This window comes from Enterobacter sp. EC_50, from assembly GCF_019584525.1.
In the GTDB taxonomy this organism is placed as follows: domain Bacteria; phylum Pseudomonadota; class Gammaproteobacteria; order Enterobacterales; family Enterobacteriaceae; genus Enterobacter; species Enterobacter roggenkampii.
The window spans coordinates 118,013-142,934 of sequence record NZ_VDAF01000008.1 but is presented as its reverse complement, the minus strand read 5'-3'; the positions used below and the strand labels follow the sequence as shown (position 1 = coordinate 142,934).

The 24,922-nt window shown below is 55.9% G+C and carries 22 protein-coding genes and 1 riboswitch; of the genes, 13 read left to right on the top strand and 9 right to left on the bottom strand.

Features of this window, described 5'->3' with window-relative positions; all coding sequences use genetic code 11:
* Positions 1 to 3: 3 nt before the first annotated feature.
* The 4 genes from thiQ to sgrR form a co-directional block, all read right to left on the bottom strand.
* Positions 4 to 702 carry a thiamine ABC transporter ATP-binding protein ThiQ gene (gene thiQ, locus FHC48_RS09020; protein WP_220420523.1) on the bottom strand — a complete coding sequence of 233 codons (699 nt, stop codon included), beginning with the start codon at positions 700 to 702 and terminating at the stop codon, positions 4 to 6.
* On the bottom strand, positions 686 to 2,296 hold the full coding sequence (thiP, locus tag FHC48_RS09015) for a thiamine/thiamine pyrophosphate ABC transporter permease ThiP (protein WP_059365228.1): 1,611 nt from the start codon (positions 2,294 to 2,296) through the stop codon (positions 686 to 688). Before thiP ends, thiQ begins: the two co-directional genes overlap by 17 nt.
* Positions 2,272 to 3,255 carry a thiamine ABC transporter substrate binding subunit gene (gene thiB, locus FHC48_RS09010; RefSeq protein WP_059365227.1) on the bottom strand — a complete coding sequence of 328 codons (984 nt, stop codon included), beginning with the start codon at positions 3,253 to 3,255 and terminating at the stop codon, positions 2,272 to 2,274. The genes thiP and thiB overlap by 25 nt, the downstream gene beginning before the upstream one ends.
* Before the next feature lie 31 nt (positions 3,256 to 3,286).
* Positions 3,287 to 3,387: riboswitch (TPP riboswitch) on the bottom strand.
* A 36-nt stretch (positions 3,388 to 3,423) separates the two neighbouring features.
* Complete coding sequence (gene sgrR, locus FHC48_RS09005; protein ID WP_059365226.1) at positions 3,424 to 5,079, bottom strand: HTH-type transcriptional regulator SgrR; 1,656 nt, start codon at positions 5,077 to 5,079, stop codon at positions 3,424 to 3,426.
* 88 nt (positions 5,080 to 5,167) lie between these two features.
* On the opposite strand from sgrR, the gene sgrT reads away from it, so the two are divergent.
* Both sgrT and FHC48_RS08995 read left to right on the top strand, forming a co-directional pair.
* On the top strand, positions 5,168 to 5,320 hold the full coding sequence (sgrT, locus tag FHC48_RS09000; RefSeq protein ID WP_008502002.1) for a glucose uptake inhibitor SgrT: 153 nt from the start codon (positions 5,168 to 5,170) through the stop codon (positions 5,318 to 5,320).
* A gap of 120 nt (positions 5,321 to 5,440) precedes the next feature.
* Positions 5,441 to 6,619: a sugar efflux transporter gene (locus tag FHC48_RS08995; protein ID WP_220418797.1), complete on the top strand. Its 1,179-nt coding sequence runs from the start codon at positions 5,441 to 5,443 to the stop codon at positions 6,617 to 6,619.
* Between the two features lie 58 nt (positions 6,620 to 6,677).
* Here FHC48_RS08995 and leuD read toward each other — a convergent pair whose 3' ends face one another.
* The 5 genes from leuD to leuL form a co-directional block, all read right to left on the bottom strand.
* A complete protein-coding gene (leuD, locus tag FHC48_RS08990; RefSeq protein ID WP_059365224.1) occupies positions 6,678 to 7,283 on the bottom strand; it encodes a 3-isopropylmalate dehydratase small subunit in 606 nt (201 codons plus the stop codon).
* Positions 7,284 to 7,293: 10 nt separating this feature from the next.
* The gene (gene leuC, locus FHC48_RS08985; protein WP_008501999.1) at positions 7,294 to 8,694 is read right to left on the bottom strand and encodes a 3-isopropylmalate dehydratase large subunit; all 1,401 of its coding nucleotides are present in this window, start codon (positions 8,692 to 8,694) and stop codon (positions 7,294 to 7,296) included.
* Positions 8,695 to 8,696: 2 nt separating this feature from the next.
* Positions 8,697 to 9,788 carry a 3-isopropylmalate dehydrogenase gene (leuB, locus tag FHC48_RS08980; protein WP_021240531.1) on the bottom strand — a complete coding sequence of 364 codons (1,092 nt, stop codon included), beginning with the start codon at positions 9,786 to 9,788 and terminating at the stop codon, positions 8,697 to 8,699.
* A complete protein-coding gene (leuA, locus tag FHC48_RS08975) occupies positions 9,788 to 11,359 on the bottom strand; it encodes a 2-isopropylmalate synthase (protein WP_059365223.1) in 1,572 nt (523 codons plus the stop codon). The genes leuB and leuA overlap by 1 nt, the downstream gene beginning before the upstream one ends.
* 91 nt (positions 11,360 to 11,450) lie before the next feature.
* Complete coding sequence (gene leuL, locus FHC48_RS23795) at positions 11,451 to 11,537, bottom strand: leu operon leader peptide (RefSeq protein WP_071530973.1); 87 nt, start codon at positions 11,535 to 11,537, stop codon at positions 11,451 to 11,453.
* A 605-nt stretch (positions 11,538 to 12,142) separates the two neighbouring features.
* Here leuL and leuO point away from each other — a divergent pair.
* The 11 genes from leuO (at position 12,143) to mraY (ending at position 24,921) form a co-directional block, all read left to right on the top strand.
* The gene (gene leuO / locus FHC48_RS08965) at positions 12,143 to 13,087 is read left to right on the top strand and encodes a transcriptional regulator LeuO (RefSeq protein ID WP_025912169.1); all 945 of its coding nucleotides are present in this window, start codon (positions 12,143 to 12,145) and stop codon (positions 13,085 to 13,087) included.
* 380 nt (positions 13,088 to 13,467) lie between these two features.
* A complete protein-coding gene (gene ilvI, locus FHC48_RS08960) occupies positions 13,468 to 15,192 on the top strand; it encodes an acetolactate synthase 3 large subunit (RefSeq protein ID WP_119311989.1) in 1,725 nt (574 codons plus the stop codon).
* Between the two features lies 1 nt (position 15,193).
* Positions 15,194 to 15,685 (top strand): acetolactate synthase small subunit, encoded by a 492-nt coding sequence (gene ilvN / locus FHC48_RS08955; protein ID WP_008501994.1) that lies wholly within the window; start codon positions 15,194 to 15,196, stop codon positions 15,683 to 15,685.
* A 179-nt stretch (positions 15,686 to 15,864) separates the two neighbouring features.
* A complete protein-coding gene (gene cra, locus FHC48_RS08950) occupies positions 15,865 to 16,872 on the top strand; it encodes a catabolite repressor/activator (protein ID WP_008501993.1) in 1,008 nt (335 codons plus the stop codon).
* Between the two features lie 597 nt (positions 16,873 to 17,469).
* Positions 17,470 to 17,928, top strand: coding sequence for a division/cell wall cluster transcriptional repressor MraZ (gene mraZ, locus FHC48_RS08945; RefSeq protein ID WP_021240528.1), 459 nt, complete (start codon positions 17,470 to 17,472; stop codon positions 17,926 to 17,928).
* 2 nt (positions 17,929 to 17,930) lie between these two features.
* Complete coding sequence (gene rsmH, locus FHC48_RS08940; protein WP_021240527.1) at positions 17,931 to 18,872, top strand: 16S rRNA (cytosine(1402)-N(4))-methyltransferase RsmH; 942 nt, start codon at positions 17,931 to 17,933, stop codon at positions 18,870 to 18,872.
* The gene (gene ftsL, locus FHC48_RS08935; RefSeq protein ID WP_008501989.1) at positions 18,869 to 19,234 is read left to right on the top strand and encodes a cell division protein FtsL; all 366 of its coding nucleotides are present in this window, start codon (positions 18,869 to 18,871) and stop codon (positions 19,232 to 19,234) included. The genes rsmH and ftsL overlap by 4 nt, the downstream gene beginning before the upstream one ends.
* A gap of 15 nt (positions 19,235 to 19,249) precedes the next feature.
* Complete coding sequence (locus tag FHC48_RS08930; protein ID WP_008501988.1) at positions 19,250 to 21,016, top strand: peptidoglycan glycosyltransferase FtsI; 1,767 nt, start codon at positions 19,250 to 19,252, stop codon at positions 21,014 to 21,016.
* The gene (gene murE, locus FHC48_RS08925; RefSeq protein WP_023326692.1) at positions 21,003 to 22,490 is read left to right on the top strand and encodes a UDP-N-acetylmuramoyl-L-alanyl-D-glutamate--2,6-diaminopimelate ligase; all 1,488 of its coding nucleotides are present in this window, start codon (positions 21,003 to 21,005) and stop codon (positions 22,488 to 22,490) included. The genes FHC48_RS08930 and murE overlap by 14 nt, the downstream gene beginning before the upstream one ends.
* Positions 22,487 to 23,845, top strand: coding sequence for a UDP-N-acetylmuramoyl-tripeptide--D-alanyl-D-alanine ligase (murF, locus tag FHC48_RS08920; RefSeq protein ID WP_059365093.1), 1,359 nt, complete (start codon positions 22,487 to 22,489; stop codon positions 23,843 to 23,845). Before murE ends, murF begins: the two co-directional genes overlap by 4 nt.
* A complete protein-coding gene (gene mraY, locus FHC48_RS08915) occupies positions 23,839 to 24,921 on the top strand; it encodes a phospho-N-acetylmuramoyl-pentapeptide-transferase (protein ID WP_008501985.1) in 1,083 nt (360 codons plus the stop codon). The genes murF and mraY overlap by 7 nt, the downstream gene beginning before the upstream one ends.
* Position 24,922 lies beyond the last annotated feature (1 nt).

Genomic DNA, 24,922 nt, shown 5'->3' with positions numbered 1-24,922 from the left:
GGCCTACGGTTTTATACCCAATAATCCAGAAGCGCTTTCTTTTCCGCTCATTAATGCTTCTGTTGCTCCATCCCACAAAATGCGTCCCTCCGAGATCACCACCGATCGCGGCGCAATCCGTGCGGCATCTTCGATACTGTGCGACACCATCAGCATCGTAAGCTGTTGGCTTTGGCAGACCTCCTGCACCAGGGCGAGCATCTCCTGGCGCAGCGCGGGATCGAGCGCCGAGAACGGCTCATCCAGCAGCAGCAGCGGCTGCTCGCGCACCAGACAACGTGCCAGCGCCACGCGCTGACGCTGGCCGCCGGAGAGCTCGCCCGGGAGCCTGTCGATGAATTCAGCGATCCCCATCTGTGCGGCAATCACTTCAAGTTTTTCGCGTTGGGCATCGTTCAGCCTGAGCCCCGGATGCATTCCCAACGCGATGTTTTGCCGCACCGTCAGATGGGTAAACAGGTTGTTTTCCTGAAACAGCATCGACACAGGACGTTTAGCCGGAGGGGCGTCGGTGAAATCACGATTATCGATGGCTATCGACCCGCTGGCAGGTTGCAGAAAACCGGCGATCAAATTGAGCAAGGTGCTTTTCCCGGCACCGCTTGGGCCAAGCACCGCAATCCGCTCGCCCTGCTGAACGGAGAGCGTAAAGCGCATCGGCAGATGCTGATAGAGCCAGGTTACATCAGTCAGTTTTAACATCACGCCCCGGGAGTTTTTCGATAACGGTAAATAAGGCAAAGCACAGCAGCAGCAGTAACAGCGCGGTAACCGCGCCGTCCTGACTGCGGTAAGAGCCGATTTGCTGATAAAGCCAGTACGGCAGCGTGCGGAAATCGTCATTGCCGAACAGCGCCACGACCCCAAAGTCTCCAATGGAGAGCACGCAGGCAAACGCCAGCGCCTGAGCAAGCGGACGTTTTAGCGCGCGCAGTTCCAAAACCTTCAGCCGCTGCCAGCCCTGCATGCCCAGCGACTGACACAGCAAACCGTAGCGGCTGTTGACGTCGCGCATCGGGTTTTCCAGCACCTTAAGCGCGTAGGGGATGGCCATTAAGGCGTTAGTGAAAATCACAATGCCATCGGCCCTTTCCGGCAGGCCGAGGGTGCTGTTGAACAGTAAAAAGAAGCCCGTTGCCAGCACGATACCCGGCATCGCCAGTATCAGCATGCCCGTCAGTTCCAGCATTTGTCCGGTTTTTTGCGCCTGGCGGGCGTAGAGCTCACGGCTGCTCCACAGCAGCATCATGGTCAGCATAACGCACAGCAATCCGGCAGCCAGCGCTATGCGTACCGAGGTCCAGGTCGCCTGCCAGAGAACGGGCTGTTGCAGGACGGACATAAGATTGAGGTTCAGGCCGTCAACGATAACGGCCAGCAGCGGCGGCATCAACAGCAGCAGCGCCAGCGCGATCAGGATAACATCGCTGATGCGGCTGTGCAGGCTGTCCTGCGGATCGCGCCAGCCGGTTATTTGATGACTACCTGCGGGAATGGCTTTACTCAGCCGCTGGCTCAACAGCACCAGCACCAGACAGCACGCCATCTGGACTATCGCCAGCAGCGCGGCGCGACCGGGATCGTAGTCGTAACTCAGCGCCTGGTAAATCGCCAGCTCAATGGTGGTGGCCTGCGGCCCGCCGCCAAGTGACAGCACGGTGGCAAAGCTGGCAAAGCAGAGCATAAAGATTAATGCCGCCACGGGCGGGAGCTGGCGGCGCAGCCACGGCCATTCGACAAAACGGAAGAACGACCAGCCGCGCATGCCGAGCTGGGCGGCAATCTGCCGCTGCTCGCCGGGAATGTTCTCCAGCGCCTGCAAAAAGAGGCGCGTTGCCATCGGCATATTGAAAAACACGTGCGCCAGTAGAATGCCCTGCAGTCCGTAAGGCGAGAATGACCACTCAATACCAAGCTGGCCGAACAGCGAGGCCAGCCAGCCCTGACGACCGTAGACACTCAGAATGCCAAAAACGGCCACCAGAACCGGCAGGATCAGCGTCATGGCGCACAGGCGCAGCAGGGCCTGCCTGCCGGGGAAACGCCGCCGATAGAGCGCGCGAGCAAGAAAAATAGCCGGGATCGCCGACAGCAGGGCAGAAAGAGACGCCTGCCAGAAGGAGAACCGGATAACGTGCCAGAGGTAGCTGTCGTGCCAGAGGGCGAGCAGGTCGCTCTCCGGTGCGTTAAACCACAGCGCAAGAAAGGCTCCCAGACTGACCGCCACCATCACGACGGCGGCGAGCAATCCGGGGAGTAACCAGCCGGGAATTAACGGCTGACTGCGCGTTGCCATTCACTTACCCATGCGGCACGCTGCGCGGCGACCTGCTGCGGCGTAAACTCCAGCGAGGTTTTCGGCTTGGTCAACTGCTCAAAACCTGCGGGTAGCGTAACGCTGGTGACCGGATACATCCAGTTGCCCGCTGGAATGGCGTTCTGGAATGCCGGTGAAACCATAAATTTCAGGAACTTCTCGGCCAGTTCCGGCAGTTTGCTGGCGGCGGTACGCGCGGCCACTTCCACCTGCAGATAGTGCCCTTCCGCAAAATCAGCCGCAGCATAGTTGTCTTTCTTCTCGGCGATAATGTGGTAGGCCGGGGAGGTGGTGTAGCTCAGCACCAGATCGCTTTCACCTTTCAGGAACAGGCCATAGGCTTCGCTCCAGCCTTTGGTCACGGTGACGGTTTTGGCGGCCAGCTTCTGCCACGCTTCCGGCGCCTTATCGCCGTAGACTTTCTGCATCCACAGCAGCAGGCCCAGGCCCGGCGTGCTGGTCCGCGGATCTTCGTAAATCACGCGCCACTTCTGGTCGCTTTCCACCAGCTCTTTCAGGCTCTTCGGCGGGTTTTTCAGCTTGTTTTTATCGTAGACGAAAGCAAAGTAGCCGTAGTCGAACGGCACAAAGGTGTCGTTCTTCCAGCCGCCCGGCACGTTAACGGCCTCTGCCGCGACGCCGCTTTTGGCAAAGAGGTTGGTTTGCGAGGCGGCTTCAAGCAGGTTGTTATCCAGTCCGAGCACCACGTCGGCCTTGCTGTTTTTGCCTTCCATGCGCAGGCGGTTGAGCAGCGAAACGCCATCTTCCAGCGCCACGAACTTCAGCTCGCAGTTGCAGTCGGCTTCAAAGGCTTTTTTGACAACCGGGCCAGGGCCCCAGTCGGCGGAGAAGGAGTCGTAGGTGTAGACCGTCAGAACGGGCTTGGCTAAAGCGGGCAGCGCGAACAGCGCCAGCAGGGGGAGAACTTTTTTTAACACTTTGCACCTCAGGGTTGAGTGGCAAAGGATTTTGAGCGACAGCCTCAAATCCCTTCGCCGGCGTTATCCGGATCAGGTTCGACGGGTATTATCTCAGCGCACATCTGTGATGCAGCACCCCGTTGAGAACGGCGCTATTGTAATGATTTGGTGAATATTACGAAAGCGTTATGGCTCCGGGGGCGCAAACCAGGCGGATTTAAAATCAAACCAGCCCAGGGTGTTCATCCGCAGGCCGCGCATGCTGCGCTGGCCCTGGATCATCAGCCAGTGGTGGATCAGCGGGACGATCGCCTGCTCGGCCAGCAGCTGCTGGCACCATACGGCAAGATTCATCTCGCCCGCACGCCACAGGGCGGCATCCTGCTGCCAGTCCCGGTCGATGCAGTGCTGGATCAGCGGGACTTCATACAAATGCGAGAAGAGGGAAAAATCGAGCGGCAGGGTAAAGTTAGCGCTGTTGAGCCAGATATCGCTGGCGATTTCCCCCTGATGCCATTCGTCATAGTCCACTTCCCTGATGTCCAGCCTGACTCCCTCCGCTGCCAGCAGTCGGGTCATGATCCTGGCGATAAAACGATGCTCAACATGATCGCGGTAGTATGTCAGGGTGATGGACTCCAGCCCTGCGGGTTTGTCGCAGCGCGTTGGTCGGGCATGGTGCCAGCGCGGAAGCAGGCCGTACGCCGGGAACCAGTATGTCTGGTATTGCTCTTCCGCATGGTAGATAAGATTGGAAGGAGACAGCACGTGGCTGATCCACTTGCGGACAGCCGGGTTTGCCCCACGGTGGGTGCGGCGGTCAAAGAGGAGATAGTAGCAGCCCTCCTCCAGGCGGCTCTCCACGGCCTTTTCTCCGGTGGTGGGGCCTTCAAGCGTCAGCCCGCAGCTCAGGTCTTCATTGAGATCCGGTAATACCCACACGTTCACTTCGTCGATCAGCGCCCGATAGCCAAAGTAGTCATCGAATGCGCGGATTTTCAGCTGGTTGCTGTTATTGCGGGAGACGGAGTAGGGCCCGGTGCCAATCGGCAGGCTGGCAAAATTGTTCAATGATTCCCACTCGGCAGGAAAAATCATCGACGGCACATAGCCCAGAAGCCAGGGAAGCCACTTGTCCTGCTGCGCCAGCTCGATATCCAGCGTCCAGGCCGTGGGGGAGTGGATGCGCGAAATATGCGAGTAGAGCGGCAGCCTGCGGGCGCGTTCCAGAGAGGCGATGACGTCGTGCATTTCCAGTTCGCGACCGTGGTGAAAGTGGATGCCGGGGCGTAAGAAGAAGCGCCAGTGGCGCGGGGAAAGCTGCTGCCAGTGGTGCGCGATATCCGCCTCCAGTTCCCCGTTTTCCTCATTTATCCGCGTCAGGCCGCTGAAGATTTGTCGGGCCATGTGGGTTTCAGAACGCCGTAACGCCGTGCCGGGCAACAGATTTTTCATCGGACGGTAGTAGAGCACCCGCAGAATGTGTCGGCCCTGACGAAAACTGCGTCCGAGATGGGAGACCAGCATCTGGCGCACGGCGGCCTTGTCGCCCACCAGCTGGACCAGCTGATCGATACGGTCCTGCTCGAGCAGGTCTTCTGCACGCTGCTGCTGCAATGCCAGCCCGGTGTAGAGAAAGGTCAGCCGCGAGCGTTTCCCGCGTCCCGCCTCCGCTTCCCAGCTTAACCACCCCTGCTGCTGCATGGTATTGAGCAGCGTGCGCATATGGCGGCGGGAACAGCTAAGCAGGTCAGCCAGCTCGTTGAGCGTGGTTTCCTGCGATTGCCCCTCGCAGCACTGCCAGAGGCGGATAAATTGTTGCTGCAGACGACCGGAAGGCATAAAAGAGGAACTCCTGACAAAAAACCAGCAATTTATTAATCCCTATATTAGGCCAATAATGCTTCCCGATGAAGCGAGGAGGTAAATGATGAAGAGGTCTACCGCACGTCAGTTTTATCAGCAGTACTTTTCAGCGACAAAAGGATCGTCCTGGCTGGCCCGCCCGTGTGCAGAGCAACGGCTGAAAATGTTAGAAGAACTGATGCAGTGGGACGTTACGAAACCGGCCTCTTCTCGCTGACTCGCCTCGATCATGTGTGACTGAGTATTGGTGCTAATCACCCGCCAGCAAAATGTTTTTGCTGGCTTTTTTCGTTTATTCTTTCACCCAATTTCGATTCGCTTTCACAAGGACTTGCGCATGCTGTGGTTGATAACGATGGGGCGACGCCTGAACGGCGTGTATGCCGCTTTTATGCTGGTGGCCTTTATGATGGGCGTGGCGGGAGCGCTGCAGGCGCCGACGCTGAGCCTGTTTCTCAGCCGCGAGGTGGGGGCACAGCCGTTCTGGGTGGGGCTGTTTTATACCGTCAACGCGATAGCCGGGATCCTGGTCAGCCTCGCGCTGGGGAAGCGGTCGGACAGCCAGGGCGATCGTCGTAAGCTGATCCTCTTTTGCTGCGCCATGGCCGTGGGCAACGCGCTGCTCTTTGCTTTCAATCGTCATTACCTGACGCTCATTACCTGCGGCGTGCTGCTGGCTTCTCTTGCGAACACCGCCATGCCGCAGCTGTTCGCGCTGGCCCGGGAATATGCGGATAGCTCGGCGCGGGAAGTGGTGATGTTCAGCTCGGTGATGCGTGCCCAGCTCTCGCTGGCGTGGGTCATTGGCCCGCCGCTGGCCTTCATGCTGGCGTTGAACTACGGCTTTACCGCTATGTTTTCCATCGCGGCCGGGATTTTTGTCATCAGTCTGGCGCTGATAGCCTTCGCACTGCCGTCCGTGGCGCGCGTCGAACAGACAGCGGATAAACCGCTCACCCAGGTGAGCGGCTGGCAGGACAAAAACGTCCGCATGCTGTTTATTGCCTCCACGCTGATGTGGACCTGCAACACCATGTACATCATCGACATGCCGCTGTGGATCAGCAGCGATCTGGGCTTACCGGACAAGCTCGCGGGGATCTTAATGGGCACCGCTGCCGGTCTGGAAATTCCGGCGATGATTCTGGCGGGTTACTACGTTAAGCGCTTTGGAAAGCGTCGGATGATGATCGTCGCCGTGGCGGCCGGGGTGCTGTTCTACGCGGGGCTGATCCTTTTCCATTCGCGCGAAGCGCTGCTGGCGCTGCAGCTGTTTAACGCCGTGTTTATCGGGATTGTTGCCGGGATCGGCATGCTATGGTTTCAGGATCTCATGCCCGGTCGTGCCGGCTCGGCGACCACGCTTTTTACCAACAGTATTTCAACCGGAGTGATTCTGGCAGGCGTGATTCAGGGGGCGCTGGCGCAAAGTTACGGGCATGGCTCAGTTTACTGGATGATTGCGGCGATTTCGGTGGTTACGCTTGGGCTGACTTGCCGGGTTAAGGATGTCTGATTCTGGAAGGCGGCTTCACGAAACAAATCAATGGCCCGCTTTTTGCGGGCCATTGTCTTTAGCCCATAAACGCAGGCTGTTTTTTCTCGTACGCGGAGATGGCGTCTTCGTGCTGGAGCGTTAAACCAATGCTGTCCAGACCGTTCAGCATGCAGTGGCGGCGGAACGCATCAATGCTGAAGCTGTAGGTTTTATCCCCGGCTTTCACCACTTCCGCTTCCAGATCCACTTCAAACGCCATGCCCGGATTTGCCTTAACCAGCGCGAACAATTCATCGACCTGTTCGTCGCTCAGCGTCACCGGCAGCAGCTGGTTGTTGAAGCTGTTGCCATAAAAGATATCCGCGAAGCTGGGGGCAATGACCACCTTAAAGCCGTAGTCTGTCAACGCCCAGGGGGCGTGTTCACGCGACGAGCCGCAGCCAAAGTTTTCCCGCGCCAGCAGGATGGATGCGCCTTTGTACTCCGGGAAGTTCAGAACGAAATCCGGATTAGGCACCTCGCCTTTATCGTCCAGGAAACGCCAGTCGTTGAACAGGTGCGCGCCAAAGCCGGTGCGGGTCACCTTCTGCAAAAACTGCTTAGGAATGATCGCGTCCGTATCAACGTTAGCGGCGTCCAGCGGGACAACACGGCCCGTATGTTGGGTAAATTTCTCTGCCATGATTGTCTCCTTATTTCAGGCTGCGAATGTCGGCGAAATGGCCTGTTACTGCCGCAGCGGCGGCCATTGCCGGGCTGACCAGATGGGTACGCCCACCGCGGCCCTGACGGCCTTCAAAGTTACGGTTGCTGGTGGAGGCACAGCGCTCACCCGGATTCAGGCGATCGTTATTCATGGCCAGGCACATGGAGCAGCCAGGCAGGCGCCACTCAAAGCCTGCTTCGATAAAGATCTTATCCAGACCTTCGGCTTCCGCCTGGGCTTTCACCGGACCGGAGCCTGGAACCACCAGCGCCTGCACGCCCGGTGCGACCTTACGGCCTTTGGCAATCTCTGCCGCCGCACGCAAATCTTCGATACGGGAGTTGGTGCAGGAGCCGATAAAGACCTTATCAATGGTCACGTCGGTCAACGGTACGCCGGGTTTCAGCCCCATATAGGCCAGCGCTTTTTCCGCACTGGCGCGCTCGACCGGATCGGCGAAGGAGGCCGGATCGGGAATGGCGTCGTTGACGGAAATTACCTGGCCCGGGTTGGTTCCCCAGGTCACCTGAGGGGCAATCTCTTCTGCCTGCAGCGTGACAACGGTATCAAACGTTGCCCCGTCGTCGGTTTTCAGGGTTTTCCAGTACGCTACCGCGTCGTCAAAATCCTGGCCTTTCGGCGCGTGCAGACGGCCCTTCACATAGTTGAAGGTCGTTTCATCTGGCGCGACCAGACCGGCTTTGGCACCCATCTCAATGGCCATATTGCACAGGGTCATGCGACCCTCCATGCTCAGCGCCTGAATCGCGTCGCCGCAGAATTCAACGACGTGGCCGGTACCGCCTGCGCTGCCGGTTTTACCGATGATCGCCAGCACGATGTCTTTCGCGGTAATGCCAGGTGCCGCTTTGCCCTTCACTTCAATCTTCATCGTTTTGGCGCGGCCCTGCTTCAGGGTCTGCGTCGCCAGCACGTGTTCAACTTCAGACGTGCCAATCCCGAACGCCAGGGCGCCAAACGCGCCGTGGGTTGCGGTATGGGAGTCGCCGCAGACGATGGTCATGCCCGGCAGGGTAATTCCCTGCTCTGGCCCCATCACGTGAACGATGCCCTGATAGGGGTGGTTCAGATCGTACAGCTCAACGCCAAATTCGTTGCAGTTCTTGATCAGCTCCTGCATCTGGATACGCGCCATCTCACCCGAGGCATTAATGTCTTTGGTCTGGGTGGAAACGTTGTGATCCATCGTCGCGAAGGTTTTACCCGGCTGACGTACCGGGCGCTTGTGCGCGCGCAGGCCGTCAAATGCCTGAGGAGAGGTCACTTCGTGTACCAGATGACGGTCTATGTACAGCAGTGGGGTTTCGTTTGGTGCCTCGTAGACAACGTGCGCATCAAACAATTTTTCGTATAACGTTTTGGCCATGATTACACCCCTTCAGCGACATAGCGGGCAATAATGTCGCCCATTTCATCGGTACTGACTGCCGCCGCGCCGCGTGATAAATCACCGGTACGAACGCCTTCTTCTAACGCCCGGTTAATGGCATTTTCAATTGCGGTTGCTGCATCGCCTGCATCCAGGCTGTAGCGCAGCAGCAGGGCCAGAGAGAGGATCTGCGCAATCGGGTTAGCGATGTTTTTGCCCGCAATATCCGGCGCGGAACCGCCTGCCGGCTCGTACAGGCCAAAACCTTCTTCATTCAGGCTGGCGGATGGCAGCATGCCCATAGAGCCGGTGATCATCGCGCACTCGTCTGACAAAATGTCGCCGAACAGGTTGGAGCACAGCAGCACGTCAAACTGGGACGGATCTTTAATCAGCTGCATGGTCGCGTTGTCGATGTACATGTGCGACAGCTCAACGTCCGGGTACTGCTTCGCGACTTCGCTGACGATCTCGCGCCACAAGATGGAAGACTGCAGCACGTTCGCTTTATCAATGGAGGTCACTTTATGGCGGCGCTTGCGCGCTGACTCAAAGGCGATATGGGCGATACGTTCAATTTCGAAGCGGTGATACACTTCAGTGTCGAACGCCTTCTCATGCTGGCCGCTGCCTTCGCGCCCTTTTGGCTGACCGAAATAGATCCCGCCGGTCAGTTCACGCACGCACAGAATGTCGAAGCCGTTGGCGGCGATATCCGCGCGCAGCGGGCAGAACTCTTCCAGGCCCTGATACAGCTTCGCCGGACGCAGGTTGCTGAACAGCTTGAAATGTTTACGCAGCGGCAGCAGCGCGCCGCGCTCTGGCTGCTCTGCAGGCGGCAGGTGTTCCCACTTCGGGCCACCGACGGAACCAAACAGCACGGCATCGGCATTTTCACAGCCTTCCACGGTCGCTTTCGGCAGTGGCGTACCGTGGTTATCAATCGCAATACCGCCCACATCGTAGTGGCTGGTGGTGATTTTCATCGCAAAACGCGCGCGGACGGCTTCCAGTACTTTCAGCGCCTGTGCCATCACTTCCGGGCCAATACCGTCGCCCGGTAACACAGCAATATGGTAATTCTTCGACATTACACGGTTTCCTTGTTGTTCTCTTTATTCTGAGCTTTGCGTTGCAACTCTTTTTCGACTTCGGCGGCGCGCCAGATGTTGTTCAGCACATGCACCATCGCTTTCGCAGAGGATTCAACGATATCGGTCGCCAGGCCCACGCCATGGAAACGGCGGCCATTGTGGGTCACAACAATGTCGACCTGGCCCAGCGCATCTTTGCCGTGGCCCTTGGCCGTCAGGTCATATTTCACCAGCTCAACGTCGTACTCGGTGACGCGGTTGATCGCCTGATAAATGGCATCCACAGGGCCATTTCCGTTCGCCGCTTCGGCCTTAATTTCATCACCGCAGGCCAGCTTGACAGAGGCAGTGGCGATGTCGCTGGAGCCGGACTGCACGTTGAAGTAATCCAGACGGAAGTGCTCTGGCTCTTCCTGCTGCTTGTTAATAAAGGCCAGCGCTTCCAGGTCGTAGTCGAACACCTGACCTTTTTTATCGGCCAGCTTCAGGAAAGCGTCGTACAGCTGATCCATGTTGTAATCGCTGTCCTTATAACCCATCTCTTCCATGCGGTGCTTCACCGCCGCACGGCCGGAACGGGAGGTCAGGTTCAACTGGACCTGATTCAGGCCAATGGATTCCGGGGTCATAATTTCGTAGTTTTCACGGTTCTTCAGCACGCCATCCTGGTGAATACCGGAGGAGTGCGCGAAGGCACCCGTGCCGACGATCGCTTTGTTGGCCGGAATCGGCATGTTGCAAATCTGGCTGACGGTCTGGCTGGTGCGCCAGATCTCGTTGTGATTGATGCGGGTGTGCACGTCCATGATGTCTTTGCGCACTTTGATCGCCATGATCACTTCTTCCAGCGAGCAGTTGCCCGCGCGTTCACCGATACCGTTCATCGCGCCTTCTACCTGACGCGCGCCGGCGTGGACGGCTGCGATGGCATTGCCCACGGCCAGACCCAAATCATCGTGGGTGTGGACGGAGATAATCGCTTTATCAATGTTCGGTACGCGGTCATAAAGGCCGGTGATGATACTGGCGAACTCAAACGGCATGGTGTAACCGACGGTATCAGGGATGTTGATGGTTTTGGCGCCGGCATTGATGGCGGCTTCCACCACACGGGCCAGATCTTCAATCGGCGTGCGGCCCGCATCTTCACAGGAGAATTCAACGTCATCCGTGTAGTTGCGTGCGCGTTTCACCATATATACCGCGCGCTCAATCACCTCATCCAGCGTACTGCGCAGCTTGGTGGCGATGTGCATAGGTGAGGTGGCAATAAAGGTGTGGATACGGAACGCTTCGGCCACTTTCAGCGACTCAGCCGCGACGTCGATATCTTTTTCCACACAGCGTGCCAGACCGCACACGCGGCTGTTTTTAATGGTGCGGGCGATAGTCTGGACGGATTCGAAATCACCCGGAGACGAGACCGGGAAACCCACCTCCATCACGTCGACACCCATACGTTCGAGAGCCAGCGCGATCTGCAGTTTCTCTTTTACACTCAGGCTTGCCTGTAATGCCTGTTCACCGTCACGTAAAGTAGTATCGAAAATAATGACTTGCTGGCTCATGGGTTAGGTCCTTGTCAGTCTTAGGGCGCCTTGCTACGAGCATAAAAAAACCCGCGCAGTGGCGCGGGTTTTTAGTCTTACTGGTGACGATTCAACGCTGAATTTCGCCCGCCAGTCTACCGCGCACAGTGGATGCGTTTAGTAGTAGTAGACCGGTGAAACGAATGGTGCGAATCATGAATCGTGCTCCGTTAAATTCAATATGCTTTTAGTGGTACTGGATAAGCCAGTTGATGTCAACCCCTGATGATAAAAACGGGCCCGACGGGCGTAATCAGCAGGATAATTACTTTAGCTAATTGTGCTGGTTTTGGCTTTTACGACCCGACTAATTGTCTAATTTTGGACTGAAGAAAACAGTTGCAGAAACAAATAAATATAATTGTTTCAAATGAGTGACGCGCGTTACTGAGAATGTTCTGTACGTAAAGGGTTTTAATATCATTAAGTTATAATTATGGTGAATCTATTGCGCTTCAATGAAAAACGAAAAGAGATAACATGTTATTAACTAACTGCAGAGCAGTGGCGATAACAGTTTAATAATACTTAAGTCATCATTAACCTGGCGGTCATTGTGTATTTGTTTGGTTTATGGTTTCATTTCAATCCTAAAGTCAAACATATCATTTGCGCTATTTTTTTTCGTTTATATAGCGTCTTTATATATTCTGAATTTTAAATAATTCTCTTTCGCTGATCGTATTTGCATGATAAATCATATATTTCGAGATGATTAGCGTACGTTGGCAAAGGGAGTTTAGCGTGACAGTGGAGTCAGAAGTGCCAGAAAATAATATTAAACAACCTCAAGCTACTGATGGGATTAAACCGCAGTTACGCACGGTGGATCTTAATCTTCTGACGGTGTTTGATGCGGTCATGCAGGAACAGAATATCACCCGTGCCGCCCAGGCGTTGGGGATGTCGCAACCTGCTGTGAGTAATGCCGTTGCCAGACTCAAGCTCATGTTTAACGATGAATTATTCGTTCGTTACGGGAGGGGGATCCAGCCTACGGCACGCGCATTCCAGCTGTTCGGTTCCATCCGCCAGGCGTTGCAGTTGGTGCAAAATGAGCTGCCGGGATCGGGCTTTGAACCCTTGAGCAGCGAGCGCGTATTCCATCTTTGTGTCTGCAGTCCATTAGATAATTATTTAACGTCGATTATTTATAATAAAGTTGAAGAAATCGCACCAAATATCAATCTGGTTTTTAAATCATCCCTGAATCAAAACACGGAACATCAGTTACGCTATCAGGAGATCGAATTCGTGCTGGGGTATGAAGAGTTCCGTCGTCCGGAATTTTCCTGCGTGCCGCTCTTTAAAGATGAAATGGTTCTTGTCGCCAGTAAAAAACACCCACGTCTGAATTCTCCGCTGCGAGAACACGATGTTTATAACGAACAGCACGCCGTTGTTGCTCTCGACAGATATGCTTCCTTTAGCCTGCCGTGGTATGACACTGCGGATAAACAGGCGTGCGTGGCTTATCAGGGCATGGCGATGGTCAGCGTATTAAACGTGGTCTCCCAGACACAGCTGGTGGCGATTGCACCGCGCTGGCTGGCAGAAGAGTTTTCTGACCCATTAAATCTGCAAATTTTGCCATTGCCGCTTAAGTTAAATAGCCGAACCTGTTATCTCTCCTGGCATGAAGCGGCCGGACGGGATAAAGGACACCAGTGGATGGAAGAGTTGCTGGTTGGTATCTGTCGCCGGTAAACGCATCGGGATAAATCGCATCGGATCATGTGATTTATCCTGAGTTTTTTTGGATAGTTGCTATTTTGTTCTGTGAGTCTTTTTTTCGGGCGGCTCTTCGGCACGCAAAAATAGATGATTTCCTGCATTGTCCTGCTTTTCAGCGATGATTTATCACACCGTCCTCTATTCTCAGAGGAATTAACCATATCTTCTGTTAACGGCTGCGTTTTCTGCTTTACGCACCGTTTATCTCTCCGGGTTTGCTAATTGCCTGCCTCATAACGAGCGGTTAAGGTAAAGAACACTCTGCAAAATATAAGATTGGTTCATCCCAATCGTAAGACGGTGCGGAAATGAATTCGGCAGTCCGTCTATAACAAAATGCCTGGAGGCAAAGCATGGAGATGTTGTCTGGCGCGGAAATGGTCGTCCGGTCGCTGATCGATCAGGGCGTAAAGCAAGTGTTCGGCTACCCTGGCGGCGCGGTCCTCGATATTTATGATGCCCTCCATACGGTAGGGGGCATTGACCATGTTCTGGTACGTCACGAGCAGGCGGCCGTACACATGGCCGACGGCCTGGCGCGTGCGACGGGTGAAGTGGGCGTGGTCCTGGTCACGTCCGGCCCCGGCGCGACAAACGCCATTACCGGCATTGCGACGGCGTATATGGACTCTATCCCGCTGGTGATCCTCTCCGGGCAGGTAGCCACCTCGCTGATTGGCTACGATGCTTTTCAGGAGTGCGACATGGTCGGGATTTCGCGTCCCGTGGTGAAGCACAGCTTCCTGGTTAAGCAAACCGAAGATATTCCCGGCGTACTGAAAAAAGCCTTCTGGCTGGCGGCAAGCGGACGCCCGGGACCGGTGGTGGTCGATCTGCCTAAAGACATTCTGAACCCGGCAAACAAGCTGCCTTACGTCTGGCCGGAATCGGTGAGCATGCGTTCTTACAACCCGACAACGCAGGGGCATAAAGGTCAGATCAAGCGGGCGTTGCAAACGCTTCTGGCAGCCAAAAAACCGGTCGTCTATGTCGGGGGCGGAGCGATCAACGCAGCCTGTGAAGCCCAGCTTCGTGAACTGATTGAAAAACTCAACCTTCCTGTTGCGTCGTCGCTGATGGGGCTGGGGGCGTTTCCCGCCACCCACCGCCAGGCGCTGGGTATGCTGGGTATGCACGGTACCTATGAAGCCAACATGACGATGCATCACTCCGATGTGATCTTTGCCGTCGGTGTGCGTTTTGACGATCGTACCACCAACAACCTGGCGAAATATTGCCCGAATGCCACCGTGCTGCATATTGATATCGATCCGACGTCAATATCTAAAACGGTGTCGGCTGATGTGCCGATCGTCGGTGATGCCCGTCAGGTTCTGGAACAGATGCTGGAGCTGCTGGCCCAGGAGAAAGCGGCCCAGCCGCTGGATGAGATCCGCGACTGGTGGCAGCAGATTGAACAGTGGCGCGCGCGTCAGTGCCTGAAATATGACACGCAGAGCGAAAACATTAAGCCGCAGGCGGTCATCGAAGCGGTGTGGCGACTGACGAAAGGTGAAGCGTATGTGACCTCAGACGTGGGCCAGCACCAGATGTTTGCTGCCTTGTATTATCCGTTTGATAAACCGCGACACTGGATCAACTCGGGTGGCTTAGGCACCATGGGCTTTGGTCTGCCAGCCGCGCTGGGCGTGAAGCTGGCGCTGCCGGATGAAACCGTCGTCTGCGTGACCGGAGACGGTAGTATCCAGATGAACATTCAGGAACTGTCTACCGCGCTGCAGTATGAACTGCCGGTTCTCGTGCTGAACCTGAATAACGGCTACCTCGGCATGGTGAAGCAGTGGCAGGATATGATTTATTCTGGCCGTCACTCACAGTCATACATGAAATCGCTGCCGGATTTTGTTCGTCTTGCTGAAGCTTACGGCCATGTTGGCATGCGGGTAACCGATCCGGCCGAGCTGGAAACGAAGCTCGCACAAGCGCTTGAGCACGTTAAAAACAACCGCCTCGTCTTTATGGATGTGATTGTTGATGGAACCGAGCACGTCTATCCGATGCATATTCGGGGTGGTGGTATGGATGAAATGTGGTTAAGCAAAACGGAGAGAACCTGATATGCGCCGGATATTATCAGTTTTACTGGAAAACGAGTCTGGCGCACTGTCGCGCGTCATTGGCCTTTTTGCGCAGCGCGGCTATAACATTGAAAGCCTGACCGTCGCCCCGACGGAAGACCCAACGCTGTCGCGCATGACGATCCAAACCGTCGGCGACGCTAAGGTGCTTGAACAGATTGAGAAACAGCTGCATAAGCTGGTCGACGTGCTGCGCGTGAGCGAGCTGGGGCAAGGGGCCTACGTTGAACGTGAGGTCATGCTGGTGAAAATTCAGGCCAGCGGCTACGGGCGTGAAGAAGTCAAACGCAATGCGGATATTTTCCGCGGACAGATTATCGACGTCACGCCTTCTCTTTATACCGTTCAGCTGGTCGGGACGAGCGACAAGCTGGATGCGTTCCTGGCGTCCGTACGGGATGTCGCAAAAATTGTCGAGGTGGCGAGATCGGGGGTTGTGGGTCTGTCACGCGGCGAGAAAATCATGCGTTAGTTGTCAAAAAGGTTCGCCTCTTTCTGCCCGGTCACCAAAGCCGGGCTTTTTTTTGCGTAATCAGCCGACAACGCAGATAAAAGCGGTTGCCGCGAAGGCTTTTCTGCGTTTAGATGTTAAAAGATTTAACCATAACCTTGACAGGGCCATGGACTCTTTTCTTTTTTTAAGGGGCAATTGTGAAACTGGATGAAATCGCCCGGCTAGCCGGCGTGTCACGAACAACGGCCAGCTATGTGATTAACGGTAAAGCAAAGCAGTACCGTGTCAGCGACAAGACCGTTGAAAAAGTTATGGCGGTGGTTCGTGAACATAACTACCATCCGAATGCTGTCGCAGCCGGTCTGCGCGCCGGGCGCACCCGCTCTATTGGTCTGGTAATCCCGGACCTGGAAAACACCAGCTATACCCGTATCGCCAACTATCTTGAACGTCAGGCGCGTCAGCGCGGCTATCAATTGCTGATTGCCTGCTCGGAAGATCAGCCTGATAACGAGATGCGCTGCATTGAACATCTGCTTCAGCGCCAGGTGGATGCCATTATTGTTTCGACCTCCTTACCGCCGGAGCATCCTTTCTACCAGCGCTGGGCGAATGATCCGTTCCCGATCGTTGCGCTTGACCGTGCCCTCGATCGCGAGCACTTCACCAGCGTGGTGGGTGCCGATCAGGACGATGCCGAAATGCTGGCCGCAGAGCTGCGGACGTTCCCGGCGGAAACGGTGCTGTATCTTGGCGCGCTGCCTGAACTTTCCGTGAGCTTCCTGCGCGAGCAGGGATTCAGAACGGCATGGAAAGACGATCCGCGCGAGGTTCACTACCTCTATGCCAACAGCTACGAACGTGAAGCCGCCGCGCAGCTATTCGAAAAATGGCTGGAAACGCATCCGATGCCTCAGGCGCTGTTCACTACCTCGTTTGCGCTCTTGCAGGGTGTCATGGATGTGACCTTACGTCGTGAAGGTAAACTGCCTTCCGATCTGGCGATTGCCACGTTCGGGGATAATGAGCTGCTCGACTTCCTTCAGTGCCCGGTGCTGGCGGTTGCACAGCGCCATCGCGATGTGGCTGAACGCGTGCTGGAGATTGTGCTGGCGAGTCTGGATGAACCCCGCAAACCGAAGCCGGGCCTGACGCGTATCAAACGTAATCTCTACCATCGCGGAATTTTAAGCCGCCAAAAATGAAATGACCGGGGCGGTGAAATCTGCCCCTTTTTGCTGCAATAATTCGTGCAGATAATTCCCGGAAAGAAATTAGGATAATTCTTGGGAGATCATAATCGCCTATTTTTCTTTATTCATTTTGGCTTTTAAATTGCCCTTTAAACAACATCTCAGCGATTTTAAACGGTACTCTTTGTATTATTTTGTTACAAACCCTCTTCGGTCGATGAATATTCAGACGTTTTTTCCTCTTCCTTTGACAGCTTACGCGATAACCACTGCGCTTACCGCTCGCCTGAGTGAATCTGGCGCTGTCATCCCCTGAGAATCTGTCATAAAATGCCCGCGTCGCAAACTGACACTTTATATTTATCTGCGATGATATTGAGTGAGCCTTAACGCTAGTGTGCATATTCGGTTTTTTTCTTACAAATATTCATAACGTTAATTTTGCCTCGCCAGTTGTGCAGTTATTAACCAGGACTGTTTATCTCTGTAAATAGAGGGCTTTCGAGTCCTTATGCCGAGAGTCCTGGCTTGACAAGCTTTTCCCTCGCTCCGTAAACTCCTTTAGGTGGGAATTTGTGGGTTAAAGTGGTGAGGAGGGGTGAGACTGGCATGTTCCGTGGAGCTACGTTAGTCAATCTCGACAGCAAGGGGCGTTTATCGGTACCAACCCGATACCGCGACCAGCTGATTGAGAACGCTGCGGGTCAAATGGTTTGCACCATTGACATTAACTCCCCCTGCCTGCTGCTTTACCCCCTGCCTGAATGGGAAATTATTGAGCAAAAGCTGTCGCGACTGTCGAGCATGAACCCGCAGGAACGCCGCGTGCAGCGGTTGTTATTGGGACATGCCAGTGAATGTCAGATGGATAACGCAGGGCGATTACTGATCGCGCCTGTGTTACGGCAACATGCCGGTCTGACCAAAGAAGTGATGCTGGTCGGGCAGTTCAACAAATTTGAACTGTGGGATGAAACGACCTGGTATCAACAGGTCAAGGAAGATATCGACGCTGAGCAGTCTGATTCCGCGACATTATCGGAACGGCTGCAGGACTTGTCTCTATAAATATGATGGAAAATTATAAACATAAAACGGTGTTACTGGACGAGGCCGTTAACGGCCTGAATATTCGTCCGGATGGCATCTACATTGATGGCACTTTTGGTCGCGGTGGTCACTCGCGTTTGATCCTCTCCCAACTGGGTGAGGAGGGGCGTCTGCTGGCAATCGATCGCGATCCGCAGGCAATTGCCGTTGCACAGACTATCAATGACCCACGCTTTTCCATCGTGCATGGACCTTTTTCTGCGCTCGCGGACTATGTGGCTGAGCGCGGCCTGACGGGCAAGATCGACGGGATTCTTCTCGATCTTGGCGTCTCTTCACCCCAACTTGATGATGCTGAACGCGGTTTCTCCTTTATGCGCGATGGTCCGCTGGACATGCGTATGGACCCGACTCGCGGCCAGTCTGCCGCCGAGTGGTTACAGACCGCTGACGAAGCGGATATTGCATGGGTCATCAAAACCTTCGGCGAAGAGCGCTTTGGCAAACGTATTGCGCGCGCCATTGTTGAGCGCAATCGCATTGAGCCGATGACCCGCACCAAAGAGTTGGCCGAGGTGATCGCGGCGGCAACGCCGGTGAAGGATAAGCACAAACATCCCGCGACCCGTACCTTCCAGGCGGTTCGCATCTGGGTAAACAGTGAACTGGAGGAAATAGAGCTGGCGCTAAAAAGCTCGCTCGACGTGCTGGCCCCGGGTGGGCGGTTATCCATCATCAGCTTCCATTCGCTGGAAGACCGTATTGTGAAACGCTTTATGCGTGAACAAAGCCGCGGTCCACAGGTACCCGCGGGGCTGCCGATGACGGAAGAACAACTCAGGAAGCTGGGTGGCCGTCAGTTGCGAGCATTAGGCAAGTTGATGCCGGGCGAAGAAGAGGTGGCAGAGAATCCACGCGCCCGTAGTTCAGTGCTGCGTGTTGCAGAGAGGACGAACGCATGATCGGCAGAGTGACAGAGACCCTAAGCAAAGTTAAGGATTCGTTAGGAAGCAACGAGCGCCATGCCTTGCCTGGCGTGATCGGCGACGATCTTTTGCGGTTTGGGAAACTGCCACTCTGTCTGTTCATTTGCATCATTGTCACGGCTGTGACGGTGGTCACCACCGCCCACCACACACGTTTATTGACTGCGCAACGCGAGCAGATGGTACTGGAACGCGATGCGCTGGATATTGAATGGCGAAATCTGATCCTTGAAGAAAACGCGCTCGGCGATCACAGCCGGGTTGAACGGATCGCAACGGAAAAGCTGCAGCTGCAGCATGTTGATCCTTCACAGGAAAATATCGTAGTACAAAAATAAGGGAAAACGCGACGCATGAAAGCAGCGGCAAAAACGCTAAAACCAAAACGTCAGGAAGAACAGGCCAACTTTATCAGTTGGCGTTTTGCGTTGCTTTGCGGCTGCATTTTACTGGCGCTGGGTTTTCTACTGGGCCGTGTGGCCTGGCTGCAAATCGTCGCCCCTGACATGCTGGTACGCCAGGGCGATATGCGCTCTCTGCGCGTTCAGGAGGTTTCCACGTCCCGCGGGATGATCACCGACCGCTCCGGTCGTCCGCTGGCGGTGAGCGTGCCGGTGAAAGCGATCTGGGCCGATCCGAAAGAGCTGCACGACGCCGGTGGCATTACCCTTGATAACCGCTGGAAAGCCCTCTCTGATGCGCTGAAAATGCCGCTGGATCAGCTGGCTTCCCGCGTTAACGCGAACCCGAAAGGACGTTTTATCTATCTGGCGCGTCAGGTTAACCCTGACATGGCGGACTACATTCGCAAACTGAAGCTGCCGGGTATTCATCTGCGTGAAGAATCCCGCCGTTACTACCCATCCGGCGAAGTAACCGCTCACCTCATTGGCTTTACCAACGTCGACAGCCAGGGGATTGAGGGCGTTGAGAAAAGCTTCGATAAGTGGCTCACCGGCCAGCCGGGCGAGCGAATCGTGCGTAAGGACCGTTACGGGCGCGTCATCGAAGATATCTCTTCCACGGACAGTCAGGCAGCGCATAACCTGGCCCTGAGTATCGACGAGCGCCTGCAGGCGCTGGTCTACCGCGAGTTGAACAACGCGGTGGCGTTCAACAAGGCGGAGTCAGGCAGCGCCGTGCTGGTGGATGTCAGCACCGGTGAAGTGCTGGCGATGGCCAACAGCCCGTCCTACAACCCGAACAACTTTACCGGCACCGCAAAAGATGCCATGCGTAACCGGGCAATTACCGACGTGTTCGAACCCGGCTCCACGGTGAAGCCGATGGTGGTGATGACCGCGCTCCAGCGCGGTATTGTCAATGAAAACACGGTCCTGAACACTGTCCCATACCGTATTAACGGCCACGAGATAAAAGACGTGGCGCGCTACAGCGAATTGACCCTGACCGGGGTGTTACAGAAGTCGAGTAACGTCGGTGTTTCAAAGCTGGCGTTAGCGATGCCGTCCTCAGCGTTAGTAGAGACTTACTCACGTTTTGGACTGGGAAAGGCGACCAATTTGGGGTTGGTCGGAGAACGCAGTGGCTTATATCCTCAAAAACAACGGTGGTCTGACATAGAGAGGGCCACCTTCTCTTTCGGCTACGGGCTAATGGTAACCCCGTTACAGTTAGCGCGAGTCTACGCAACGATTGGCAGCTATGGCGTCTATCGCCCGCTGTCGATTACCAAAGTTGATCCACCGGTCCCGGGCGAGCGTATCTTCCCGGAATCCATCGTTCGTACCGTGGTGCACATGATGGAAAGCGTGGCGCTGCCGGGCGGCGGCGGCGTGAAGGCGGCGATTAAAGGCTATCGTATCGCCATTAAAACCGGTACAGCGAAAAAAGTGGGGCCAGACGGCCGCTACATCAACAAATACATTGCCTATACCGCAGGCGTTGCGCCTGCAAGCAATCCGCGTTTTGCGCTGGTGGTCGTGATAAACGATCCACAGGCGGGTAAATACTACGGCGGCGCCGTCTCCGCGCCTGTGTTCGGGGCCATCATGGGCGGCGTGTTACGCACCATGAACATTGAACCGGATGCGCTGGCGACGGGCGAAAAAAGTGAATTTGTAATTAATCAAGGCGAGGGTACAGGTGGCAGATCGTAATTTGCGCGACCTTCTCGCTCCGTGGGTGCCAAATGCACCGGAGCGAGCACTGCGAGAGATGGTTCTGGACAGCCGCGTAGCGGCTTCTGGCGATCTTTTTGTGGCGGTGGTCGGTCATCAGGCGGACGGGCGTCGTTATATCCCGCAGGCGATTGCGCAAGGTGTGGCTGCCATTATTGCTGAGGCTAAAGATGAGGCAACCGACGGTGAGATCCGTGAAATGCACGGCGTGCCGGTCATCTATCTCAGCCAGTTAAACGAACGTCTTTCCGCACTGGCGGGACGTTTTTATCACGAACCTTCCGACCAGCTGCGTCTGGTTGGCGTAACGGGTACGAACGGTAAAACCACCACCACGCAGCTGATGGCGCAGTGGGCACAGCTGCTGGGTGAAACCGGTGCGGTGATGGGAACCGTAGGTAACGGTCTGCTGGGCAAAGTGAGCCCGACGGAAAACACCACCGGCTCGGCGGTTGACGTACAGCACGTGCTTGCCGGTCTGGCAGGGCAGGGCGCAACCTTTGCCGCGATGGAGGTCTCTTCGCACGGTCTGGTACAGCACCGCGTCGCGGCGCTGAAATTTGCCGCGTCCGTGTTTACCAACCTGAGCCGCGATCACCTTGATTATCATGGTGATATGGAGCACTACGAAGCCGCGAAATGGCTGCTATTCTCTACTCACCATTACGGTCAGGCCATCATCAACGCCGACGATGAAGTGGGTCGCCGCTGGCTGGCGAAGCTGCCAGATGCAGTTGCCGTCTCGATGGAAGACCATATCAATCCGAACTGCCACGGCCGCTGGCTGAAGGCGGTTGAGGTGAATTATCACGACAGCGGGGCGACCATCCGCTTTGCCTCTTCCTGGGGGGAAGGCGAAATTGAAAGCCGCCTGATGGGGGCGTTTAACGTCAGCAACCTGCTGCTGGCCCTGGCAACGCTGCTGGCGCTGGGTTACCCGATGGCTGAACTGCTGAAAACCGCCGCGCGACTGCAGCCGGTTTGTGGCCGTATGGAAGTATTTAGTGCGCCGGGTAAGCCGACCGTTGTGGTTGATTATGCCCACACGCCGGATGCGCTGGAAAAAGCGCTGGAAGCGGCGCGCCTGCACTGTACCGGTAAGCTCTGGTGCGTGTTTGGCTGCGGCGGCGATCGCGACAAAGGCAAACGCCCGCTAATGGGGGCGATTGCGGAACAGTTCGCGGATATTCCGGTTGTCACCGATGACAACCCGCGTACCGAAGAGCCGCGCGCCATCATTAATGACATTCTGGCGGGTATGCTGGACGCAGGTCGCGCGCGCGTCGTGGAAGGCCGGGCGGAAGCCGTGACGAACGCCATCATGCAGGCACAGGAGAATGATGTTGTTCTGCTGGCGGGCAAAGGCCATGAAGATTATCAGATCGTTGGCAATCGCCGTCTGGACTACTCGGATCGCGTAACGGCAGCTCGCCTGCTGGGAGTTGTCGCATGATTAGCCTCTCCTTAAGCCAGGCCGCAGAAGTACTGCACGGCGACCTGCACGGGCAAGACCTGACCATCGATGCCGTGACGACGGACACCCGTAAAGTCACCGCAGGCTGTCTCTTTGTGGCGCTGAAAGGCGAGCGTTTTGACGCGCATGATTTTGCCGAGCAGGCCAAAGAGAACGGCGCCGGTGCGCTGCTGGTCAGCCGCAAGCTTGATATCGATCTGCCGCAGGTTGTGGTGAAAGATACGCGTCTCGCGTTCGGTGAGCTGGCTGCCTGGGTTCGTCAGCAGGTGCCGGCTCGCGTCGTCGCGCTGACAGGGTCATCAGGCAAAACGTCAGTGAAAGAGATGACGGCGGCGATCCTCAGCCAGTGCGGCAATACGCTTTATACCGCGGGCAACCTCAATAATGACATCGGCGTGCCGATGACATTGCTTCGCCTGACCAAAGAGCATGACTATGCGGTGATCGAGTTAGGCGCAAACCACCAGGGTGAAATCGCCTGGACCGTGAGCCTGACTCGCCCGGAAGCGGCGCTGGTGAATAACCTCGCGGCTGCGCACCTGGAAGGTTTTGGCTCGCTGGAAGGCGTGGCGAAAGCGAAAGGCGAGATTTACACCGGCCTGCCGGATAACGGTATTGCCATTCTGAACGCCGATAACAACGACTGGCTGAACTGGCAGAGCATTATTGGTGCGCGTAAAACCTGGCGCTTCTCACCAAATGCGGCCAACAGTGATTTTACGGCGACCAATATCCATGTGACGTCGCACGGCACCGAGTTCACCCTCACTACCCCAACGGGTGGCGTGGAGGTGCTGCTGCCGCTGCCGGGTCGTCATAACATCGCCAATGCCCTTGCGGCGGCGGCGCTGTCAACGGCGGTGGGCGCTTCACATGAGGCAATCAAAGCCGGGCTGGCGAACCTGAAAGCCGTACCGGGACGCCTGTTCCCGATTCAGCTTTCGGAAAACAAGCTGCTGCTGGATGACTCCTACAACGCAAATGTTGGCTCGATGACGGCGGCGGTGCAGGTGTTATCTGAAATGCCGGGCTACCGCATCATGGTGGTTGGCGACATGGCAGAACTGGGCGACGAAAGCGAAGCCTGTCATACCCAGGTCGGTGAAGCGGCGAAAGCGGCGGGGCTGGACTGTGTACTGAGCACAGGAAAATTGAGCCAGGCGATTAGCCAGGCCAGCGGCGTTGGCGAGCATTTTGCCGATAAAGCCGCCTTGATTGAGCGCCTTAAGGCATTAATGACAGAAAAACAAATTGTGACAGTGTTAGTGAAAGGTTCACGTAGTGCCGCCATGGAAGAGGTTGTGCACGCATTACAGGAGAACGGGACATGTTAGTTTGGCTGGCCGAACATTTGGTCAAATATTACTCAGGCTTTAACGTCTTTTCATATCTGACGTTTCGCGCCATCGTCAGCCTGCTGACTGCGCTGTTCATCTCGTTGTGGATGGGCCCGCGCATGATTGCCCGTCTGCAAAAGCTCTCTTTCGGCCAGGTTGTGCGTAACGACGGCCCGGAATCGCACTTCAGCAAGCGCGGTACGCCGACCATGGGCGGGATCATGATCCTGACTGCCATCGTCGTTTCCGTGCTGTTGTGGGCGTACCCGTCCAACCCGTACGTCTGGTGTGTGCTGACGGTACTGGTGGGTTACGGGATCATCGGTTTCGTCGATGATTACCGCAAAGTCGTCCGCAAAGATACCAAAGGCCTGATTGCCCGCTGGAAGTATTTCTGGATGTCGGTGATCGCGCTGGGCGTGGCCTTCGCACTGTATCTTGCCGGGAAAGACACGCCAGCGACCGAGCTGGTCGTGCCGTTCTTTAAAGACGTGATGCCGCAGCTGGGTCTGTTCTACATTCTGCTGGCGTACTTTGTGATTGTCGGCACCGGTAACGCCGTTAACCTGACCGACGGTCTGGATGGCCTGGCAATCATGCCTACCGTCTTCGTGGCGGCCGGTTTTGCGCTGGTGGCGTGGGCGACCGGTAACATGAACTTTGCGAACTACCTGCACATCCCTTATCTGCGTCATGCGGGTGAACTGGTGATCGTCTGTACGGCGATTGTCGGCGCGGGTCTTGGCTTCCTGTGGTTCAACACCTATCCGGCTCAGGTCTTTATGGGTGACGTCGGTTCACTGGCTTTGGGCGGCGCGCTGGGCATTATTGCCGTGCTGCTGCGCCAGGAGTTCCTGCTGGTGATCATGGGCGGCGTGTTTGTGGTTGAGACGCTGTCGGTGATTTTGCAGGTCGGCTCCTTCAAGCTGCGCGGTCAGCGCATCTTCCGTATGGCGCCGATTCACCACCACTATGAACTGAAAGGCTGGCCGGAGCCGCGCGTCATTGTGCGCTTCTGGATTATTTCGCTGATGCTGGTGCTGATTGGCCTGGCAACGCTGAAGGTACGTTAAT

Bases quoted from the DNA above. Each gene is read 5' to 3' on its own strand.
- leuL (WP_071530973.1), bottom strand. From the start codon at position 11,537: ATGATTCGCACCATTCGTTTCACCGGTCTACTACTACTAAACGCATCC.
- murF (WP_059365093.1), top strand. From the start codon at position 22,487: ATGATTAGCCTCTCCTTAAGCCAGGCCGCAGAAGTACTGCACGGCGAC.
- leuB (WP_021240531.1), bottom strand. From the start codon at position 9,788: ATGTCGAAGAATTACCATATTGCTGTGTTACCGGGCGACGGTATTGGC.
- ftsL (WP_008501989.1), top strand. From the start codon at position 18,869: ATGATCGGCAGAGTGACAGAGACCCTAAGCAAAGTTAAGGATTCGTTA.
- leuA (WP_059365223.1), bottom strand. From the start codon at position 11,359: ATGAGCCAGCAAGTCATTATTTTCGATACTACTTTACGTGACGGTGAA.
- leuD (WP_059365224.1), bottom strand. From the start codon at position 7,283: ATGGCAGAGAAATTTACCCAACATACGGGCCGTGTTGTCCCGCTGGAC.
- thiP (WP_059365228.1), bottom strand. From the start codon at position 2,296: ATGGCAACGCGCAGTCAGCCGTTAATTCCCGGCTGGTTACTCCCCGGA.
- thiQ (WP_220420523.1), bottom strand. From the start codon at position 702: ATGTTAAAACTGACTGATGTAACCTGGCTCTATCAGCATCTGCCGATG.
- ilvN (WP_008501994.1), top strand. From the start codon at position 15,194: ATGCGCCGGATATTATCAGTTTTACTGGAAAACGAGTCTGGCGCACTG.
- mraZ (WP_021240528.1), top strand. From the start codon at position 17,470: ATGTTCCGTGGAGCTACGTTAGTCAATCTCGACAGCAAGGGGCGTTTA.
- FHC48_RS08930 (WP_008501988.1), top strand. From the start codon at position 19,250: ATGAAAGCAGCGGCAAAAACGCTAAAACCAAAACGTCAGGAAGAACAG.
- leuC (WP_008501999.1), bottom strand. From the start codon at position 8,694: ATGGCCAAAACGTTATACGAAAAATTGTTTGATGCGCACGTTGTCTAC.
- sgrT (WP_008502002.1), top strand. From the start codon at position 5,168: ATGAAGAGGTCTACCGCACGTCAGTTTTATCAGCAGTACTTTTCAGCG.
- sgrR (WP_059365226.1), bottom strand. From the start codon at position 5,079: ATGCCTTCCGGTCGTCTGCAGCAACAATTTATCCGCCTCTGGCAGTGC.
- FHC48_RS08995 (WP_220418797.1), top strand. From the start codon at position 5,441: ATGCTGTGGTTGATAACGATGGGGCGACGCCTGAACGGCGTGTATGCC.
- ilvI (WP_119311989.1), top strand. From the start codon at position 13,468: ATGGAGATGTTGTCTGGCGCGGAAATGGTCGTCCGGTCGCTGATCGAT.
- rsmH (WP_021240527.1), top strand. From the start codon at position 17,931: ATGATGGAAAATTATAAACATAAAACGGTGTTACTGGACGAGGCCGTT.
- mraY (WP_008501985.1), top strand. From the start codon at position 23,839: ATGTTAGTTTGGCTGGCCGAACATTTGGTCAAATATTACTCAGGCTTT.